General features: G+C 72.7%; 16 protein-coding genes and 1 riboswitch. Of the genes, 11 read left to right on the forward strand and 5 right to left on the reverse strand.

All coding sequences use genetic code 11. The features are described from left to right. Positions 1 to 175 precede the first annotated feature (175 nt). A complete protein-coding gene (locus ABZ135_RS07345) occupies positions 176 to 1,579 on the reverse strand; it encodes a hypothetical protein (protein WP_356692749.1) in 1,404 nt (467 codons plus the stop codon). Between the two features lie 97 nt (positions 1,580 to 1,676). On the opposite strand from ABZ135_RS07345, the gene ABZ135_RS07350 reads away from it, so the two are divergent. Next, complete coding sequence (locus ABZ135_RS07350; RefSeq protein ID WP_356692751.1) at positions 1,677 to 3,083, forward strand: FAD-linked oxidase C-terminal domain-containing protein; 1,407 nt, start codon at positions 1,677 to 1,679, stop codon at positions 3,081 to 3,083. 35 nt (positions 3,084 to 3,118) lie between these two features. Here ABZ135_RS07350 and ABZ135_RS07355 read toward each other — a convergent pair whose 3' ends face one another. After that, complete coding sequence (locus tag ABZ135_RS07355; RefSeq protein ID WP_356692753.1) at positions 3,119 to 3,607, reverse strand: SsgA family sporulation/cell division regulator; 489 nt, start codon at positions 3,605 to 3,607, stop codon at positions 3,119 to 3,121. Between the two features lie 297 nt (positions 3,608 to 3,904). On the opposite strand from ABZ135_RS07355, the gene ABZ135_RS07360 reads away from it, so the two are divergent. Together ABZ135_RS07360 and ABZ135_RS07365 are read left to right on the forward strand one after the other, a co-directional pair. Beyond that, on the forward strand, positions 3,905 to 5,485 hold the full coding sequence (locus ABZ135_RS07360) for an RDD family protein (RefSeq protein ID WP_356692755.1): 1,581 nt from the start codon (positions 3,905 to 3,907) through the stop codon (positions 5,483 to 5,485). An 86-nt stretch (positions 5,486 to 5,571) separates the two neighbouring features. Beyond that, positions 5,572 to 6,264 carry an RDD family protein gene (locus ABZ135_RS07365; protein WP_356692757.1) on the forward strand — a complete coding sequence of 231 codons (693 nt, stop codon included), beginning with the start codon at positions 5,572 to 5,574 and terminating at the stop codon, positions 6,262 to 6,264. Between the two features lie 34 nt (positions 6,265 to 6,298). On the opposite strand, the gene ABZ135_RS07370 is transcribed toward ABZ135_RS07365, so the two are convergent. Then, positions 6,299 to 6,580 carry a hypothetical protein gene (locus tag ABZ135_RS07370; protein WP_356692759.1) on the reverse strand — a complete coding sequence of 94 codons (282 nt, stop codon included), beginning with the start codon at positions 6,578 to 6,580 and terminating at the stop codon, positions 6,299 to 6,301. A gap of 327 nt (positions 6,581 to 6,907) precedes the next feature. Here ABZ135_RS07370 and ABZ135_RS07375 point away from each other — a divergent pair, with 327 nt between their 5' ends. Together ABZ135_RS07375 and ABZ135_RS07380 are read left to right on the forward strand one after the other, a co-directional pair. Continuing rightward, the gene (locus tag ABZ135_RS07375) at positions 6,908 to 9,316 is read left to right on the forward strand and encodes an immune inhibitor A domain-containing protein (RefSeq protein WP_356692761.1); all 2,409 of its coding nucleotides are present in this window, start codon (positions 6,908 to 6,910) and stop codon (positions 9,314 to 9,316) included. Between the two features lie 144 nt (positions 9,317 to 9,460). Beyond that, entirely contained in the window at positions 9,461 to 9,766 is a 306-nt protein-coding gene (locus ABZ135_RS07380) for a hypothetical protein (protein ID WP_356692763.1), read from the forward strand. Between the two features lie 45 nt (positions 9,767 to 9,811). Here the strand turns inward: ABZ135_RS07380 and ABZ135_RS07385 are convergent, their stop codons facing one another. After that, the gene (locus ABZ135_RS07385; protein ID WP_356692765.1) at positions 9,812 to 10,405 is read right to left on the reverse strand and encodes an isochorismatase family protein; all 594 of its coding nucleotides are present in this window, start codon (positions 10,403 to 10,405) and stop codon (positions 9,812 to 9,814) included. 123 nt (positions 10,406 to 10,528) lie between these two features. Next, the gene (locus ABZ135_RS07390) at positions 10,529 to 11,857 is read right to left on the reverse strand and encodes a nicotinate phosphoribosyltransferase (protein ID WP_356692767.1); all 1,329 of its coding nucleotides are present in this window, start codon (positions 11,855 to 11,857) and stop codon (positions 10,529 to 10,531) included. Between the two features lie 123 nt (positions 11,858 to 11,980). Here ABZ135_RS07390 and clpS point away from each other — a divergent pair, with 123 nt between their 5' ends. The 6 genes from clpS (at position 11,981) to ABZ135_RS07420 (ending at position 17,367) form a co-directional block, all read left to right on the forward strand. Further along, entirely contained in the window at positions 11,981 to 12,286 is a 306-nt protein-coding gene (clpS, locus tag ABZ135_RS07395; protein ID WP_345487951.1) for an ATP-dependent Clp protease adapter ClpS, read from the forward strand. Then, a complete protein-coding gene (locus ABZ135_RS07400) occupies positions 12,286 to 12,870 on the forward strand; it encodes a DUF2017 domain-containing protein (RefSeq protein ID WP_356692769.1) in 585 nt (194 codons plus the stop codon). The genes clpS and ABZ135_RS07400 overlap by 1 nt, the downstream gene beginning before the upstream one ends. A gap of 342 nt (positions 12,871 to 13,212) precedes the next feature. Then, complete coding sequence (locus ABZ135_RS07405; RefSeq protein WP_356692771.1) at positions 13,213 to 14,640, forward strand: amino acid permease; 1,428 nt, start codon at positions 13,213 to 13,215, stop codon at positions 14,638 to 14,640. A gap of 98 nt (positions 14,641 to 14,738) precedes the next feature. Beyond that, positions 14,739 to 15,164, forward strand: a complete 426-nt coding sequence (locus ABZ135_RS07410; protein ID WP_356692773.1) for a M67 family metallopeptidase — start codon at positions 14,739 to 14,741, stop codon at positions 15,162 to 15,164. Positions 15,165 to 15,231: 67 nt separating this feature from the next. After that, a riboswitch (cobalamin riboswitch) is annotated at positions 15,232 to 15,303 on the forward strand. A gap of 58 nt (positions 15,304 to 15,361) precedes the next feature. Next, positions 15,362 to 16,339, forward strand: a complete 978-nt coding sequence (locus ABZ135_RS07415) for an ABC transporter substrate-binding protein (protein ID WP_356692775.1) — start codon at positions 15,362 to 15,364, stop codon at positions 16,337 to 16,339. Continuing rightward, positions 16,336 to 17,367, forward strand: coding sequence for an iron ABC transporter permease (locus ABZ135_RS07420; protein ID WP_356692777.1), 1,032 nt, complete (start codon positions 16,336 to 16,338; stop codon positions 17,365 to 17,367). Before ABZ135_RS07415 ends, ABZ135_RS07420 begins: the two co-directional genes overlap by 4 nt. Positions 17,368 to 17,611 lie beyond the last annotated feature (244 nt).

Below are 17,611 nucleotides of genomic sequence, written 5' to 3' on the forward strand. Positions count from 1 at the left end.
GTGCGGGTCAAGGCACCAGGAGCCTAGGCCCGGCAAAGGGCGCCGTTCCGTTGTGCCCACCCGTTCCGCCCCAGCGGAACGAATGCCCACAACGGAGTGGCGACGGCCCGGCAAGGGCGGGCACCGCGCCAGCGGGACGAATGCCCACAACGGCGTGGGCCGGCCGGGTACGGCGCTACGCGCGCTCGCCCGCCGGTCGTTTCGGCGGGGTAGGTGCGGTGTCCCCGTCGCTCGGGAGGGTGTCCGGTGGGGGGCCCAGGGTTGTCAGGGACTGCCTTGCCCGCGCCGCGAGCAGGGGGGAGAAGTGGGGGTTGGTCCGCAGGGCCTCCGCGAGGTGGCGCCGCGCCGGCCCCTCCGCACCGAGCGCCCGCTCGATCTCCCCCCGGTGGTAGGCGAAGAGCGCGCTCCGCAGCCCCTCCTCCGTCGCCCGCTTCGCGTACTCCAGCCCCTCCTCCGGCTCGCCCGCCCGATGCAGCGCCCACCCCAGCGCGTCCGCCACCTGCACCGAACGGTGCCCCCGCGCCCACTCCGCGCGCAGCCGCCGCACCGCCGCCGCCGGGTCGCCGTGCTCCGCCTCCAGCAGGCCGAGGACCGCCTCCGCCCGCGGCCAGCCGCCGGTGCGGGCCCGCTCGTACAGCGCCTGCGCCTCCGCGTCCCGGTCCAGCGCCTCGAACAGCTCGCCCGCCTCCAGCAAGTACTCCGGCAGCGGCAATCGCTCCAGCGCCGCCCGCCAGTCGCGGACCGCCTCCGCCGTCCGGCCGAGCGCCGCGAACGCCCGCGCCCGGCCCGCGAGCGACGGGCCGTGATCCCGTACGAGACCCAGCGCCGCCCCGTACTGCCCCAGCGCCTCCTCCGGCTCGCCCCGCTCCCACGCCAGGTCACCGAGCCGGGCCAGCGCCGCCGCCTTCTCGGTCGGCGTCCGGGCGAGTGCCACCGCGTCGAGCGCCGCCGCGCCCGCGTCCTCGCGCCAGCCGCGATCGCGGTACACCTGCGCCGTACGGGCACGGACCACCGCGCCCGAGTGCAGCTCGGCCAGCGTCTCCGTCGCCTTCCGCGCCGCCTTGTAGTCGCCGAGACCGTTGTACGCGTCGATCAGCACCGGGTACGCCGACCACCGCTTCGGGTTCGCCCCGCGCACCCGCTCGGCCCACTCCTTCGCCGACTTCCAGTCCCCGCGGGCGTTCGCCAGGGCCGCCATCCCCAGTTGCGCGTCCGGATTTCCGCGCGCCGCCGGCCGCACCGCCAGCGAGCGCTTCAGGGCGCCCTCCGCGCGCGGCAGGTCCGCCGCGTCCGCGCGCCGCAGCCCCCGCTCCGTATAGGCGGCGCCGAGCATCGCCCACGACGCCTCGTCACCGGGATGGGCCCGCAGCCACTTCTCCCGGTCCGCGATCAGCGCGACCAGATCCGGCAGGGCCGCCTGCGCCCCCGCGTTCGCCGCCTTCGCCGCCCGCTCGGCGGGACCGGGCGCGGGCGGCGGCGTCCGGCCGACCAGCTCGGGCACGTACACCAGCGCCGTCGCCGCGAGCACCGCGCCCACGCCGCAGGCGAGGACCGTCCTCGACACGTTCTCGGTCTTCATGGCGCTCACTGTGCTCCCGGGCGCGGCTGTACGAAGAGCACACGAGCGCCCGCTCCGGCGGGTTCACACCGATGGCCCCGGGTGCCACGCTGGACGCATGGACGATCTTCAGCAGAGCGATCCTCGAACCGGCCTCCCGGCGCGGCTCCACCGGGCCCTCGCCGCCGGACTCCCCGCCGACGCCCTCCTCACCGACCCGGACGTCACGGCCTCCTACGCCCACGACATGGCGAGCTTCTGCACGGCCGGCACCCCCGCGGCCGTCGTGCTCCCGCGCACCGTGGAACAGGTCCGGCACGTCATGCGCACCGCGACCGAGCTGCGGGTCCCGGTCGTCCCGCAGGGCGCCCGCACCGGGCTCTCCGGCGCCGCCAACGCCACCGACGGCTGCATCGTCCTCTCCCTGGTCAAGATGGACCGCATCCTGGAGATCGACCCGGTCGACCGCATCGCCGTCGTCGAACCGGGCGTGATCAACGCCGTGCTGTCCCGGGCCGTCGCCGAGCACGGCCTGTACTACCCGCCGGACCCCTCCAGTTGGGAGATGTGCACCATCGGCGGCAACATCGGCACCGCGTCCGGCGGCCTGTGCTGCGTGAAGTACGGGGTCACCGCCGAGTACGTGCTCGGTCTGGACGTCGTCCTCGCCGACGGCCGGCTGCTCAGGACCGGCCGGCGCACCGCCAAGGGCGTCGCCGGATACGACCTGACCCGCCTCTTCGTCGGCTCCGAGGGCACCCTCGGCATCGTCGTCGGGGCCGTGCTCGCGCTCCGGCCGCAGCCGCCCGTCCAGTTGGCGCTGGCGGCCGAGTTCCCCACCGCGGAGGCCGCCTGCGAGACCGTCTGCGCCATCATGGAGCGCGGCCACACCCCGTCGCTCCTCGAACTGATGGACGGCACCACCGTCCGGGCCGTCAACAAGCTGGCCCACATGGGTCTGCCCGACACCACCGAGGCGCTGCTCCTGTGCGCCTTCGACACCCCCGACCCGGCCGCCGATCTGGCCGCCGTGGGGGAGCTGTGCCGGGCCGCGGGCGCCACCGAGGTCGTCCCGGCCGAGGACGCCGCCGAGTCCGAGCTGCTCCTCCAGGCGCGGCGGCTCTCGCTCACCGCCCTGGAGACCCTCAAGACGGCCACGATGATCGACGACGTGTGCGTGCCCCGCACCCGGCTGGCCGCGATGCTCGCGGGCACGGCGGCGATCGCCGCCAGGTACCGGCTGACCATCGGGGTCTGCGCGCACGCGGGCGACGGCAACACCCATCCCGTCGTCTGCTTCGACCACGCCGACGAGGACGAGTCGCGGCGGGCGCGGGAGTCCTTCGACGAGATCATGGCGCTCGGACTCGAACTCGGCGGCACGATCACCGGCGAGCACGGGGTCGGGGTCCTGAAGAAGGAGTGGCTGGCCAGGGAGCTGGGACCGGTGGGCGTCGAGCTGCAGCGCGGCATCAAGGAGACCTTCGACCCGCTGGGCCTGCTCAACCCCGGCAAGCTCTTCTGACCCTTCCCGTACGGGCACGGAGGAACGGCCCCGGCTCACAGCTCGCCCTCGGACTCGTCCGACGGCCACGGGTCGCCCAGCCACAGCTCGTCCGCCACGACCGTCGCGGCGAGCAGCTCGGCGAGCCCCTCGTCGATGCCGAGCTGCTCGGCCTCCGTGCCCGGCGGGACCGCCCGCAGGGTCCGCTCCAGCCAGGCGGACACCTGCGCCGACGGCGCCTCCAGGAGGGCGTCGCCGTCGGGGGAGGAGAGGGCCATCAGGATGACGTTGCGCCCGTCGACCTTCGTCGGCCAGATGCGGACGTCGCCGTGGCCGCAGGGCCGGAACACACCCTCGACGAGGAGTTCGCGGGCGAAGGTCCAGTTGACCGGGTGATCGGAGCCGATGTGGAAGGTGATGTGGACGGCGTACGGATCGTCGATCCGGTAGGCGAGACGGGCCGGGACGGGGATCGAGCGCTCGGGGGAGAGGACGAGCTTCAGCTCCAGCTCGCGCTCCACGACGTTGTTCTCGGTGTTCTGCATGGTCCTGTCTCCCTGTGCGGTGGGGGCCCCGGGACGGGCCTTCACGAGGAGAGAGCGGGGTCCGGCCGATCCATTACGCGACTTCGGAAAACTTTCTGAGGAAAATTTTTCCGGGCCCGAGGATCACGCTGTGTGACAAATCCGGGGAGCTGTCCCTCGAAGGCGGGCTTTCTGGTGGGCTCCTTGTCCGTGCGGCGGCGTTCTTCGTTACTGTCCTCCTTGGGCTCGGCGCGGTCGGTGCGGACGGCGCGCGGCCCTGGCGGATCAAAGACGTTGTGACTGAACGGAGTCGGGGCAGTGGCTACTCCTCCTGGAGGCGGCGGCGAGGTACCGCAGGCGGGGTACTACCCGGACCCGTCCATTCCCGGGTACATCCGGTACTGGAACGGCGGTGCGTGGGTCCCCGGTACGAGTCGCCCCGCGCCCAAGGAGGGCGAGGCGCTCCCGGCCCCGCCGGTCGCCGTCGCCCCCCAACTGGCCCCGAGCCCGGCGCCCGCGCCGTCGCTCCCGGCCGTCCCCGCGGTCGAGGAGACCGGGCCGGTCTTCCTCGACGAGGAGCCGGCCGGCACGGCCGCCGAGACCGCCGCCCCGCAGGAGCCCGCCTCCGCCTGGCAGGCGACCACGGACCGCCAGACCGGCTTCGGCGGCGAGCGCGACCAGAAGGTCTCCTGGGGCGGCACGCCCGACCCGCGCGCCGCCTGGCCGGCGCCGGAGCCCGCCGCCGCCCCGGCGGACGGCTCCGGTACGGCGGGACCGGACCGGCCCGCGGCCGGTGAGGCCGCCGGTGGCCGGGCCGCTGCTCCCGCGCGGACGTCCGGCGCCGTCGCGGACGCCGGCGCGGGCTCCTCGCCCGCCTGGCCCCCGGCCGGTGACGCCGCCGACGGCCGGGCCGCCGTTCCCGCGCAGGGTTCCGGCACCGCTTCCGGCACCGCTCCCGCCGCGCCTTCGCCCGCCGCGCCCGTGCCGACCGCCGCTGCCGCCGCTCCCGCCCCGGCGAGCGCGGCCACGGCGGCGCCGGCGTGGCCCGCGGCGGGCGGCCAGGCGGGCGCCCCGGCCGGCGCACCCACCGGCGGGCAGGCCGAGGCCCCGGCGAGCCTGCCGGCCCGCCCCGCCCCCGGTCCCGCCGCACCCGCAGGCCCCGCCGCTCCCGCCGGCCCCTCCGGTTCCGCCGCTCCCGGCGGCTCCGCCCGGCTGGGCGGCATGCCCGTCCAGCCGTCGCCCGCCGCCGCCTCCTGGACCCCGCAGCCCGCCCCGGCCCCGGCCCCGGCGCCGGTCCCGCCGCAGCCCGCCGCCGGGCTCGCCCCCAGCCCCGCAGGGCAGGACGCCGGCCAGCCCGTGCTGCCCTGGAAGCCGGTCGCCGAGGATCCGTTCCTGTCGGCGGCGCGGGCGCAGGCGGCGGCGCGGCCGGCCGGGCTCGGGCGGCGGCTGACGGCCCGGCTCGTCGACACGCTCGTGCTCGGCGCGGCGGTCGGCGGGGCGTCGTACCCCTTCGTCAGCGCCGCGCTCACCCACATCAACGACAAGATCGAGGCCGCCAAGCAGTCCGGCGTCACCGTCCAGGTGTGGCTGATCGACTCGACGACCTCCGTGCAGTTCGGGATCGCGCTCGCCGTCTTCCTCGTCATCGGCGTGCTCTACGAGGCGCTGCCCACCGCCAAGTGGGGCCGCACGCTCGGCAAGAAGCTGTGCGGGATCGAGGTGCGGGACATCGAGGCGCACGAGCCGCCGACCTTCGGCGCCGCGCTGCGCCGCTGGCTGGTCTACGGCGTGCTCGGACTGCTCGCCGTCGGTGTGTTCAACGTGCTGTGGTGCCTGGTCGACCGGCCCTGGCGGCAGTGCTGGCACGACAAGGCGGCCCGTACCTTCGTCGCCCGGTAGGGCGCTCCCGGCCCGCCCGGCGGAGTCGTCCCCCGAACGGGCGGCGATTCCTTGCGGGGGGCCGGGGCCCGGGGTGCACTGCCCCCATGAGCAACGATCAGCCGCCGCCGCCCCCCGGTCAGCCGCCCGAGGACGATCCGTTCCGCAAGAGGCCCCAGGAACCGCCGCCGGGCGGCCCGCCCCCGGGTGGTCCGCCTCCCGGCGGCCCGCCGCCCGGAAGCCCGTACGGCTCGCCCTACGACAGCGCGCCGCCCCCGCCCTACGGCGGTTACGGAGGGGGCTACGGCGGCACGGACCCGCTCGCCGGGATGCCGCCGCTCGCCGAGTCGGGGCGGCGCATCGCCGCCCGGATCATCGACTGGCTGATCATCGCGATCCCGCTCGCGGTCATCGGCATCCCGTTCAAGGTGTACGAGCGGGCCGGGGACGACAACGACTTCGGTGACACCGTCAACAGCCTCAACGGCGGCGGGCAGCTCGTCTTCCAGCTCATCACCATCGTCGCGTACGTCGCCTACGACACCGTCATGACCGCCAAGAACGGTCAGACGCTCGGCAAGAAGCTGATGAAGCTGCGGGTCGCCATGCTCAACGACGGCTCCACGCCGCCGATGAACGCCTCTCTCGTCCGCGCCCTCGTGCTCTGGCTGCCCGCGCTGATCTGCTGCGCCTGCCTGTGGCCGCTGCTGATCCTGATCCTCATCCTGGTGGACAAGCCGTACAAGCAGGGCCTTCACGACAAGGCGGCCAAGACCGTGGTGGTCTCCGTGCCCCAGTGACCCGTCGGGACAACCGGGCGGAAGAGGACGAGCGTTACGAACCGACCCGGGTGTCGGCCCCCGCCCCCACGGGCGCGGCCGGCACCCGGATCCCGTTGGACTCGGCGCCCGCTGAGCCCGCGGCGACCGAGGTCTTGACGTTCCTCGCCCGGACCGGCATCGTCACCGCCACCAGCACACCGAGCATCAGGCCCGCGGCGCAGACCGCCGCGATGCCGAGCGTCGTGGTCGTGCCGGAGAGCAGCAGCAGGGCGACGGTCGAGAGCACGACGGTGGCCGAACCGTAGGCGAGTTGTGCGGCGTTCGGTCGCTGCATGGCGGATACCGTCCCTCGGGCGCGTGGCGATGGCGACTCTACGACGGTGGATGCCCGAGGGGAACCGGCGTAAGCGTGACCTTACCCACGGCTCCGGTGCACGGGGGGCGCAGGGGCGCACGGCCGCGTCGCGCGAGGCCCGGAAGTTCGTTCTATGTTCGACTATCGGTTACCCGCTCCCGCATAGTGCAGTTGGCCTGTCCAAGTCAAGATCTGTCTTTTCCGCTTCAACTCCGGTCGAATGTCGTCACTTGTGACGCGCGAACCCGCCGAGCGGACACCCCACCACCGGTCCGCGGCGAGGAGCGCCGGGGAGGACAGATCCAAGTGACCATCAGACGACGGGCCATCAGAGCGTCCGCAGTCGTCGTCGCGCTCGCGGCCACCGCCGCCACCGCCTCGACCTTCAGCACCGCGTGGGCCGACGACCACTCGGGCGCGCCCACCACCGCTCCGCGGGCCGTGGACAAGCTCACGGTCGACCACGACCTCGAGGGTCCGTTCAGCAAGCAGCAGGAGCAGCAGCGCAAGGCCGCCATCGAGCAGGTGCTCAGCGGCGAGACCAAGGTCGAGCGCCGCAACGGCTCCAAGGTCGTCAAGCTCGACGACAAGAAGTACGTCGAGCTCGGCCGCGAGAAGACCGACAAGATCTTCACCATCCTCGTCGAGTTCGGCGACCAGGTCGACAACACGACCCTGGTCGACCGCAAGGACGACGACACCACCGAGCTGAAGCCGAAGTACGGCGGCACGCCCGGCCCGCTGCACAACCAGATCGCCGAGCCGGACCGCTCGAAGGACAACTCGACGGCCTGGCAGGAGGACTACAACCAGCAGCACTTCCAGGACCTGTACTTCGGCACCGGCAAGGACGCCTTCGGCCGGCCGAAGCAGTCCCTGAAGACCTACTACGAGAAGACCTCGTCCGGCCGCTACTCGGTCGACGGCCAGGTCTCCGACTGGGTCAAGCTGCCCTACAACGAGGCCCGCTACGGCTCCAACTACTGCGGCCAGTCCAACTGCGCCAACGTGTGGGACACGGTCCGCGACGGCGTCACCGCCTGGGTCGCCGACCAGAAGGCCAAGGGCAAGAGCGACGCCGAGATCAAGTCCACGCTGGCCCAGTACGACCTGTGGGACCGCTACGACTTCGACGCCGACGGCAACTTCAACGAGCCCGACGGCTACATCGACCACTTCCAGCTCGTGCACGCGGGCGAGGACGAGTCGGCCGGCGGCGGCGCCCAGGGCGGCGACGCCCTGTGGGCCCACCGCTGGTACGCGTACGGCACCAACGCGGGCAAGACCGGCCCCGAGAACAACAAGGCCGGCGGCACCCAGATCGGCGACACCGGCATCTGGGTCGGCGACTACACCGTGCAGCCCGAGAACGGCGGCCTCGGCGTCTTCGCCCACGAGTACGGCCACGACCTCGGCCTGCCGGACCACTACGACACCGCCGGCGGCGAGAACTCGACCGGCTACTGGACGCTCATGTCGTCCGGCTCCTGGCTCGGCACCGGCAAGGACGCCATCGGCGACCTGCCCGGCGACATGACCTCGTGGGACAAGCTCCAGCTCGGCTGGCTCAACTACGCCAAGGTCAACGACTGGCAGCGCGGTACGAAGACCACCCACAAGCTGGGCGTGGCGGAGTACAACACCGAGAACCCGCAGGCGCTCCTCGTCGAGCTGCCGAAGAAGGCCGTCACCACCGACGTCGTGGCCCCCGCCGAGGGTGCCACCCAGTGGTGGAGCGACATGGGTGACGACCTCAAGAACACCCTCACCCGCTCCGTCGACCTGACCGGCAAGAGCTCGGCCTCCCTGGAGCTCCAGGGCTGGTACGACATCGAGCTGGACTACGACTACCTCTACACCGAGGTGTCGACGGACGGCGGCGCCAACTGGACGGCCGTGGACGGCACCGCCAACGGCAAGCCGCTCCCGCGCGACGCGTCCGGCGCCCCGGCGCTGACCGACGTCTCCGGCGCGTACCAGAAGCTGGTCTACGACCTGAACGCCTACGCGGGCAAGAAGTTCGACCTCCGCTTCCGCTACCAGACGGACGGCGGCGCGGGCGGCAAGGGCTTCGCGGCCGACGCCATCACGCTGACCGCCGACGGCGCCGCCGTGTTCACGGACAACGCCGAGAACGGCACCAACGGCTGGACCGCCAAGGGCTTCCAGCGCATCGGCAAGGGCTTCACGAAGGAGTACGAGCAGTACTACATCGCGGAGAACCGCCAGTACGTCTCGTACGACAAGACCCTCAAGGTCGGCCCGTACAACTTCGGCTTCACCGGTGACAAGGCGAGCTGGGTCGAGCACTACCCGTACCAGAACGGTCTGCTGATCTGGAAGTGGGACCTGTCCCAGAAGGACAACAACACCTCCCAGCACGAGGGCAAGGGCCTCATCCTCCCGATCGACGCCCACCCGAGCCCGCTGAAGTGGCGTGACGGCACCCTGATGCGCAACCGCGTCCAGGCGTACGACTCGCCGTTCGGCCTCACCCGCACCGACGGCTTCCAGCTCCACAAGGCGGGCGAGCCGACCTGGGTGCCGTCGCAGGCCGGCAACCCGGTCTTCGACGACCGCAAGGGTGTGTACTGGTTCGCCGAGACCCCGCGCGCGGGTGTCCAGGTAACTGACACCAACACCAAGATCCAGGTCGTCAAGGAAGCCAAGGACGGCTCGACGGTCACGGTCCAGGTGGGCCCGTCGACGAAGTAACGACGAGATATTTCGTATCGTCGCAGGTCAGAGCATGATCGGCCGCCGACCCCTAGCGGGCGGCGGCCGATCGTGTTTAGGTGCGTCTTACGGCCTCGGCCGCCCGACCTTATTGACAGTCGTTCCACGGGGGAGTGGTTCCGCATGCCCAACGGAGGGTTCTGCAGACTGCCGGGAGGCAGTGTCGTCGTCGCCATAGGACTGCCCAGCCCGGCCGGCGACGGAGCCACCGTCCGCTTCCTGGTGCACGCCGCGAACCGCGCCCGCGCCCTGACCCGGCTGCGGAACCTGGGGCTGCGGGCGGTCTACCTCCGCGGCAACACCGAGCCGCCCACCCCGGACGAGATCACGGCCGTCCTGCACCACCCGGACGGCCTGCTGTGGCGGACCACGCCCGGCCACGCCCAGGAGCTGTGGCACCCGGTACGGTCGCTCCCCAAGGCCGTCTGAGGCCGCCGCGGGCCCGCGCACGGGCCCCCTGGGGGACGGGGGCCGTCAGCCCGCCACCACCGGCTTCCCGGTCAGCTCCACGCCCGCCGCGCGCAGCTCCTCCAGGGCCCGGTCGGTGGTCTCCTTCGCCACCCCGGCCGTCAGATCGAGCAGCACATGGGTGCGGAAGCCCTCGCGGACCGCGTCCAGGGCGGTCGCCCGCACGCAGTGGTCGGTGGCGATGCCGACCACGTCGACCTCGGTGACCTTGCGGGCGCGCAGCCAGTCGGCCAGCGTGCCGCCGTTCTCGTCGCGCCCCTCGAAGCCGCTGTACGCCGCCTCGTAGGCGCCCTTGTCGAAGACCGCGTCCACGGCTCCGCCGGCGACGACCGGCGCGAAGTTCGGGTGGAAGCCGACGCCCTCGGTGCCCGCCACGCAGTGCCGCGGCCAGGAGGACACGTAGTCCGGCCGGTCCGAGAAGTGGGCGCCCGGGTCGACGTGGTGGTCGCGGGTGGCGACCACGTGCTGGTAGGCGGCGCCGCCCGCCGCGCCGACCAGCTCGGTGATGGCGGCGGCGACGTCGGCGCCCCCCGCCACCGCGAGGCTGCCGCCCTCGCAGAAGTCGTTCTGTACGTCCACAACGATCAGTGCGCGGTGCATGGCGGGTGTCCTTCGCGAGGCGGTGGGGGTCGGGTTCCGAGCCTAGAGACTTCCCCCTCCGCGGGGGAGGGGGCGCTCACGGCGTCCTGCGTACTCCGTGACGCGTTCCGTCGGAGGTGTCCGTCAGACGTACTCCGTCGGCAGGACCGGCTCGCCGCGCGAGAGCTGCATCGCCGACATCGGCAGCGCGGCGCGGGCCGCGATGTGCCGGGACCTGGCCGCCTCCAGGGGCTCGCGGGCGACCACGTCACCGCCCTTGACCAGCTCGACCAGGAGCTGCCGGTCGACGAGCTCGGCCGGCACGGCCCCGGTGCCGACGACCTCGGCCTCCGCGACCCCGTCGGCGTCCGCGCGGCGGGCGGCCCACTTGCGTCCGCCGACCGACGCCTTGCCGCCCACCGACTTCTTCGCCACCGGTACGAGCGGCGCCTTCGGATCGGCCGAGGAGGCCCGGGCCACCAGCTTGTAGACCATCGAGCAGGTCGGGTGGCCGCTGCCGGTGACGAGCTGGGTGCCCACGCCGTACGCGTCGACCGGGGCCGCCGCGAGCGAGGCGATGGCGTACTCGTCGAGATCGGAGGTCACCACGATCCTGGTGTCCCGCGCGCCCAGCTCGTCGAGCTGCTGGCGCACCCGGTGGGCCACCAGCAGCAGGTCGCCGGAGTCGATCCGGACGGCGCCGAGCCCGGTGCCGGCCACCTCCACGGCGGTCCGGACGGCCTCGGTGACGTCGTAGGTGTCGACGAGCAGGGTGGTGCCGCCGCCCAGCGAGTCGACCTGGGCCCGGAAGGCGTCGCGCTCGGTGTCGTGCAGCAGGGTGAAGGCGTGGGCGGAGGTGCCGACGGTCGGGATGCCGTAGCGGAAGCCGGCCGCCAGGTCGGAGGTGGAGTCGAAGCCGCCCACGTAGGCGGCCCGCGAGCAGGCCACGGCGGCGAGCTCGTGGGTGCGCCGGGCGCCCATCTCGATCAGCCGCCGGCCACCGGCCGCGGCCGACATCCGGGAGGCGGCGGCCGCGATGGCCGAGTCGTGGTTGAGGATCGACAGGATCACGGTCTCCAGGAGCACGCACTCGGCGAAGGAGCCCTCGACCCGCAGGATCGGCGAGCCGGGGAAGTACACCTCGCCCTCCGGGTAGCCCCAGATGTCGCCGGAGAAGCGGTAGCGCCCGAGCCACTCCAGGGTCGGCTCGTCCACGATGCCGCGCTCGCGCAGGAAGCCGAGCACGGCCGGGTCGAAGCGGAAGTTCTCGACGGCGTCCAGGACCCGTCCGATGCCCGCCACCACGCCGTAGCGCCGCCCCTCGGGCAGCCGGCGGGTGAAGACCTCGAAGACGGACCTGCGGTCCGCCGTTCCGGCCCTGAGGGCCGCCTGGAGCATGGTCAGCTCGTACTGGTCGGTGAAGAGCGCGGTCGACGGCACGTCCACCGGCAGCCCAAGGTCCGCAGCGTTCATGTGAGGATGCTACCGCAGTATTCGTCAGTTTGACGAATACCCGGCCCGTGCGGCCGCCGGACGTGCGGCGTGCGGGTGGCCCCGTTTGTGCGACGGGCCGCTCGGGGTGGCAGCATGGGGTAAGTGAGCGTTGCGCCTATCGAGATCGAACGGACCGCATCGGCCGAGGAGGTCTCCGCCGTCGTCGAACCCGACGTGCCCTGGGTGACCCTCGTGCACAACGACCCGGTCAACCTGATGAGCTATGTCACCTACGTCTTCCAGGCGTACTTCGGCTACTCCAAGGACAAGGCGCACAAGCTGATGCTCGACGTGCACAACAAGGGCCGCGCGGTGGTCTCCAGCGGCACCCGCGAGGAGATGGAACGGGACGTGCAGGCGATGCACGGCTACGGCCTGTGGGCGACCCTCTCGCAGGACCGCGGCTGATGGCGGGGCACTTCGAGGCGCTGCCCGGCGGCGGCGCGGCCGTCGCGCTCGACGAGGTCGAGATCTCCATCCTGCGCTCCCTCGCCGTCCAGCTCATGGAGCTGATCGGACCCGGCGACGAGCCCGTCGAGGGCGAGGACCCGCTGGCCGCGCTCTTCGCCGAGGGGCCGAGCGAGCCGCCCTCCGACCCGGCGCTGCGCCGGCTGTTCCCCGACGCGTACGGGGACGACAGCGACGAGCTGCGGCAGGCGGCCGCGGACTTCCGCCGCTTCACCGAGAACGACCTGCGCGCCCGCAAGCGCGACGACGCGCTCGCCGTCGTCCGCACCCTCGACGCCCTCGCCTCGACGGCGGCCGGCGAGGGCGGCGGGATCCTGAAGCTCACGGCGGACGAGTCCCGCTGCTGGCTCGGCGCGCTCAACGACCTGCGGCTGACGATCGGCACCCGGCTCGAGGTCACGGACGACGACGAGAGCGAGCGGCTCTACCGGCTGCCCGACTCCGACCCGCGCAAGCCCATGGTGATGGCCTACCTGTGGCTGGGCGGGCTCCAGGAGTCGCTCGTGGCGACCCTGATGCCGTAGCGGATGCCGTGACGCGGCCCCGTCCGCGCCGACGGGCGTTCGCTCAGCGGACGCTCAAATCCGCATAACGAATCCGTCACCGAAGAGCCCACCTTTGCCGTGTCGGGTCCTCTTTGTCCGCCTTTTCGTGTGGTGTGGGCCACACACGCCCCCGTCGATCACTGTGAACGCCGTGATAAATCTTCACGACCACCCGGGGACGCCACCCCTGTCCCCGGGGGCGCTCCGACCGGCTGACCGCCGGTGGCACTCCATCCACATCCGGGGGGATCAGGACCTGATCCGCGACACACACGGCCCAGCGGCCGACGCGCGGATCAGCATGGAGAAAGGCGCACCACCATGACCTCAGTGCAGGTCGACAAGCAGCACGACGGCACCGACGGGGCCGTGGACGGCGGCGAGGGCTACCAGCGTGGCCTCGGCGCCCGGCAGATCCAGATGATCGCGATCGGCGGCGCCATCGGCACCGGCCTCTTCCTCGGCGCGGGCAAGGCCATCGCCAAGGCCGGCCCCAGCCTGATCCTCGCCTACGCCATCGCGGGCCTGGTCATCTTCTTCATCATGCGGGCCCTCGGCGAACTCCTCATGTACCGCCCGGTGTCCGGCTCCTTCTCGGAGTACGCGCGCGAGTTCATCGGCCCCTTCGCGGGCTTCGTGACCGGCTGGACGTACTGGCTCTTCTGGGTCGTCACCGGCATCACCGAGGTCACCGCCGCGGCGACCTACATGACGTACTGGTGGAACATCCCGCAGTGGATCTCCGCCCTCGTCTTCACCGTGATCCTCTACGGCGCCAACCTGATCTCCGTGAAGCTCTTCGGTGAGCTGGAGTTCTGGTTCTCCATGGTCAAGGTCACCGCCATCATCGGCATGATCCTGATCTGCGCCGGCATCCTCACCGTCGGCTTCTCCGACGCCGCCGAGACCGCGTCCGTCGCCAACCTGTGGAACGACCGCGGCTTCTTCCCGCACGGCATCGGCAACACGCTGATGACGCTCCAGATCGTGATGTTCGCCTTCCTCGCGGTCGAGCTGGTCGGCGTCACCGCCGGCGAGTCCAAGGACCCGAAGACCGTCCTGCCCAAGGCCATCAACACCGTGCCGTGGCGCATCGCCGTCTTCTACGTCGGCGCGCTGATCATGATCCTGTCGGTCGTGCCGTGGTCCGAGTTCAAGCCGGGCGTCTCCCCGTTCGTCGCGGCCTTCGAGAAGATGGGCCTCGGCGTCGGCGCCGCCATCGTCAACTTCGTCGTCCTGACCGCCGCCCTGTCCTCCTGCAACTCGGGCATGTACTCCACCGGCCGCATGCTGCGCGACCTCGCGCTCAACGGCCAGGGCCCGAAGGTCTTCACGCGGCTGACCAAGAACGGCACCCCGCTGCTCGGCCTGACCTTCTCGGCCGCCCTGATGCTCGTCGGCGTCTGGATCAACTACGTCGCCCCGGGCAAGGCGTTCGAGTACGTCGTCTCCTTCGCGACCATCTCCGGCATGTGGGCCTGGATCATGATCCTGGTCTGCCAGATCCGCTACCGCGCCAAGGCCGACCGCGGCGAGCTGCCGCAGTCCACCTTCAAGGCCCCCGGCGCCCCCTGGACGAGCTGGTTCGCGCTGCTCTTCATCGGCATGGTGATCGTGATGATGGGCCTCGACGAGGGCGCCCGCGTCTCGCTCTACTGCGCGCCGGTCTGGGGCCTGATCCTCGCGGTCTCCTACCTGGTGCTCAAGGCCCGCAACCCCGAGGGCGCCGCCTTCGCCAAGCGGTCGTAGCACCCGGTCGTCACACCTCCGACCTGCCTGATCTCACCATGCGGGCCGCTTCGTACCACACCTCGGTACGGGGCGGCCCGTCTGCTTATCCTGTCGTCATGCTGACCATCACCCGGGCCCTTTACGACCAGATCGTGGAACACTCCCGCGCGGACCACCCCGACGAGGCATGCGGCGTCGTCGCCGGTCCGGTCGGCAGCGGCCGCCCCGAGCGCTTCATCCCGATGCTGAACGCGGCGCGCTCGCCCACCTTCTACGAGTTCGACTCCGGCGACCTGCTCAAGCTCTACCGCGAGATGGACGACCGGGACGAGGAGCCCGTGATCATCTACCACTCGCACACGGCGACCGAGGCGTACCCGTCCCGCACGGACATCTCCTACGCCAACGAGCCGAACGCCCACTACGTCCTCGTCTCCACCGCCGACACCGACGGTGCCGGCCCCTTCCAGTTCCGCTCGTACACGATCGTCGACGGCGTCGTGGAGGAGGAAGAGGTCAAGATCGTCGAGGCGTACGAGTGAGCGACCCGTCCGCGTGAACGGCCCCGCGCCCATGCGACACTGAGCGCGACCAACGGGCGGCAGGACCCAGGAAGCCGGTGCGAGTCCGGCGCGGTCCCGCCACTGTGACCGCCCCCTCGGGGGCGCGAGCCAGGAACTGACCTGCCGCCTCTCACCACCGATCGGGGACGTGGAAATCCCCGTCAGGAGGCACCGCCATGTCCTGGCGCCGTACGCTGCTGCCCGCCGCCGCGCTCATCCCGCTGCTCGCCGCCTGCGCGGCACCGGCTCCCGGGCCCACCGCCAAGGCCGCCCCCGGCTTCCCGTACACCGTCACCAACTGCGGGACGACGACCACCTACCAGGCCCCGCCGAAGCGCGCGGTGACCATGAACCAGCACGTCACCGAGATCATGCTGGCCCTCGGCCTGGAGAAGTCCCTGGCCGGCACCGCCTACCTGGACGACGCGATCCTCCCCGCCTACAAGAAGGCGTACGACTCCGTCCCCGTCCTGGCGAAGGAGTACCCCTCCAAGGAGGCCCTCCTCGCCGCGAACCCGGACTTCGTCTACGGCGGCTACTCCTCCGCCTTCGACGCCACGGCCGGCCGCGGCCGCGAGGACCTGAAGCGCTCCGGCATCGCCACCCGCCTCAACACCGAGTACTGCCCCACCGGCGCCCCCTCCTTCGACGACCTCTACCGCGAGGTGACCGAGGTCGGCCGCACCTTCGGTGTCCCCGACCGGGCCGAACGCTGGACCCGCGAGGCCCGCGCCACCGTCGCCGCCACCGAGAAGCGCCTGAAGGGCACCGCCCCCGTCTCCGTCTTCGTCTACGACAGCGGCGACAAGACCGCGTTCACGGCCGGCGGCAAGGGCATCGGCGACGAACTGATCACCCGCGCCGGCGGCCGCAACGTCTTCGCCGACCTCGACAAGGCGTTCGCCGACGCCACCTGGGAACAGGTCGTCGCCCGCAAGCCCGACGTCATCCTCATCTACGACTACGGCGCCACCACCGTCGAGCAGAAGAAGAAGCGGCTCCTCGACGACCCCGCCCTGCGCGAGGTCCCGGCCGTCAAGAACCGCCGCTTCGCCGTCCTGCCGCTGTCCGACACGGTCCTCGGCGTCCGCGTCCCCGCCGCCGTCGGCAAGCTCGCCGCCCAGCTCCACCCGGCCACGGCCCCCGCCCCGTGAAGCGCGCCGCCACCGGACGCGTCCCCTACCCGGCCGTCGTCGCCGGGCTGCTGGTGGCACTCGGCGCGGCCGTCCTGGCCTCGCTGGCGCTCGGTTCCGTCCGCATCCCGCCCGGCCAGGTGCTCGACGCGCTGACCGGGCGCGCCGGCCCCTCGCCGTACCGGACGATCGTCCTCGACGTCCGGCTGCCCCGGGTGCTGCTCGGCGCGGTCGTCGGCGCCGGGCTCGCCGTCGTCGGCACCGTCCTCCAGGCCCTCGTCCGCAACCGGCTCGCCGACCCCTTCCTGCTCGGGATCTCCTCCGGCGCCTCCGCCGGCGCGGTCCTCGTCATCGTCCTGGGCGTCGCCGGCGGGATCACCACCACCGTCGCCCTGCCCGCCGCGGCCTTCGCCGGCGCGCTGCTCTCCCTCGTCCTCGTCTACGCCCTCGCCCGCCGCGGCGGCACGATGACCGGCGCCCGCCTCGTCCTCGCCGGGGTGGCCGTCTCCTACATCCTGTCGGCCCTCACCACCCTGCTCCTGGTCGTCGCCGGCCGGCCCGAGCAGTTCCAGGAGGCGCTGTTCTGGTCCCTCGGCGGCCTCGGCGGCGCCCGCTGGGACGGGCTGCTGCTGCCCGCCGCCGTCCTCGTCGCCGGGACCGGCGCCCTGATGACCCTCGCCCGGCCGCTCGACCTGATGCTCGTCGGCGAGGAGGGCGCGGTCGCCCTCGGTCTCGACCCGGCCCGCTTCCGCGCCGCCGTCTTCGTGCTGGCCTCCCTCGTCACCGCCGTCCTCGTCGCGGCCAGCGGCGCCGTCGGCTTCGTCGGCCTGATGGTCCCGCACGCCGCCCGGATGGCCGTCGGCGCACCGCACCGCCGGCTCCTGCCGGTCGCCGCCCTCGGCGGCGCGGTCGCCCTGGTCCTGGCCGACCTGGCCGCCCGCACCGTCGCCGCGCCCCAGGACATCCCCGTCGGCGTCCTCACCGCCCTGACCGGCGGCCCGTTCTTCCTCTGGCTGATGCGCCGCCGCCCGGAAGGAGCGACCGCATGACGCGCCGCACGCCGGAAGGCCGCGTGCCCGAGCGCCGTACGGCTGAAGGCGGCCTGCCCGGGGGCCGTGCCCCCGAAGCCCGTGCGGCCGAGGCCCGTACGCCTGGGGGCCGTGCGCCGGAAGGCGGTGCGGCCGAGGCCCGTACGCCTGGGGGCCGTGCGTCCGAAGCCCGTACGGCCGAGGGCCGTGCGCCGGAAGGCCGTGCGCCCGATGCCCGTACGGCCGGGGGCCGTGCGCCGGAAGG

Origin of the sequence: Streptomyces sp. NPDC006339 (assembly GCF_040612775.1) — a bacterium.
GTDB lineage: Bacteria > Actinomycetota > Actinomycetes > Streptomycetales > Streptomycetaceae > Streptomyces.

What these genes read in the sequence shown, in the direction of transcription:
- ABZ135_RS07345 (WP_356692749.1), bottom strand. Translation starts at nt 1,579, where the DNA reads ATGAAGACCGAGAACGTGTCGAGGACGGTCCTCGCCTGCGGCGTGGGC.
- ABZ135_RS07350 (WP_356692751.1), top strand. Translation starts at nt 1,677, where the DNA reads ATGGACGATCTTCAGCAGAGCGATCCTCGAACCGGCCTCCCGGCGCGG.
- ABZ135_RS07355 (WP_356692753.1), bottom strand. Translation starts at nt 3,607, where the DNA reads ATGCAGAACACCGAGAACAACGTCGTGGAGCGCGAGCTGGAGCTGAAG.
- ABZ135_RS07365 (WP_356692757.1), top strand. Translation starts at nt 5,572, where the DNA reads ATGAGCAACGATCAGCCGCCGCCGCCCCCCGGTCAGCCGCCCGAGGAC.
- ABZ135_RS07370 (WP_356692759.1), bottom strand. Translation starts at nt 6,580, where the DNA reads ATGCAGCGACCGAACGCCGCACAACTCGCCTACGGTTCGGCCACCGTC.
- ABZ135_RS07380 (WP_356692763.1), top strand. Translation starts at nt 9,461, where the DNA reads ATGCCCAACGGAGGGTTCTGCAGACTGCCGGGAGGCAGTGTCGTCGTC.
- ABZ135_RS07385 (WP_356692765.1), bottom strand. Translation starts at nt 10,405, where the DNA reads ATGCACCGCGCACTGATCGTTGTGGACGTACAGAACGACTTCTGCGAG.
- ABZ135_RS07390 (WP_356692767.1), bottom strand. Translation starts at nt 11,857, where the DNA reads ATGAACGCTGCGGACCTTGGGCTGCCGGTGGACGTGCCGTCGACCGCG.
- ABZ135_RS07400 (WP_356692769.1), top strand. Translation starts at nt 12,286, where the DNA reads ATGGCGGGGCACTTCGAGGCGCTGCCCGGCGGCGGCGCGGCCGTCGCG.
- ABZ135_RS07405 (WP_356692771.1), top strand. Translation starts at nt 13,213, where the DNA reads ATGACCTCAGTGCAGGTCGACAAGCAGCACGACGGCACCGACGGGGCC.
- ABZ135_RS07410 (WP_356692773.1), top strand. Translation starts at nt 14,739, where the DNA reads ATGCTGACCATCACCCGGGCCCTTTACGACCAGATCGTGGAACACTCC.
- ABZ135_RS07415 (WP_356692775.1), top strand. Translation starts at nt 15,362, where the DNA reads ATGTCCTGGCGCCGTACGCTGCTGCCCGCCGCCGCGCTCATCCCGCTG.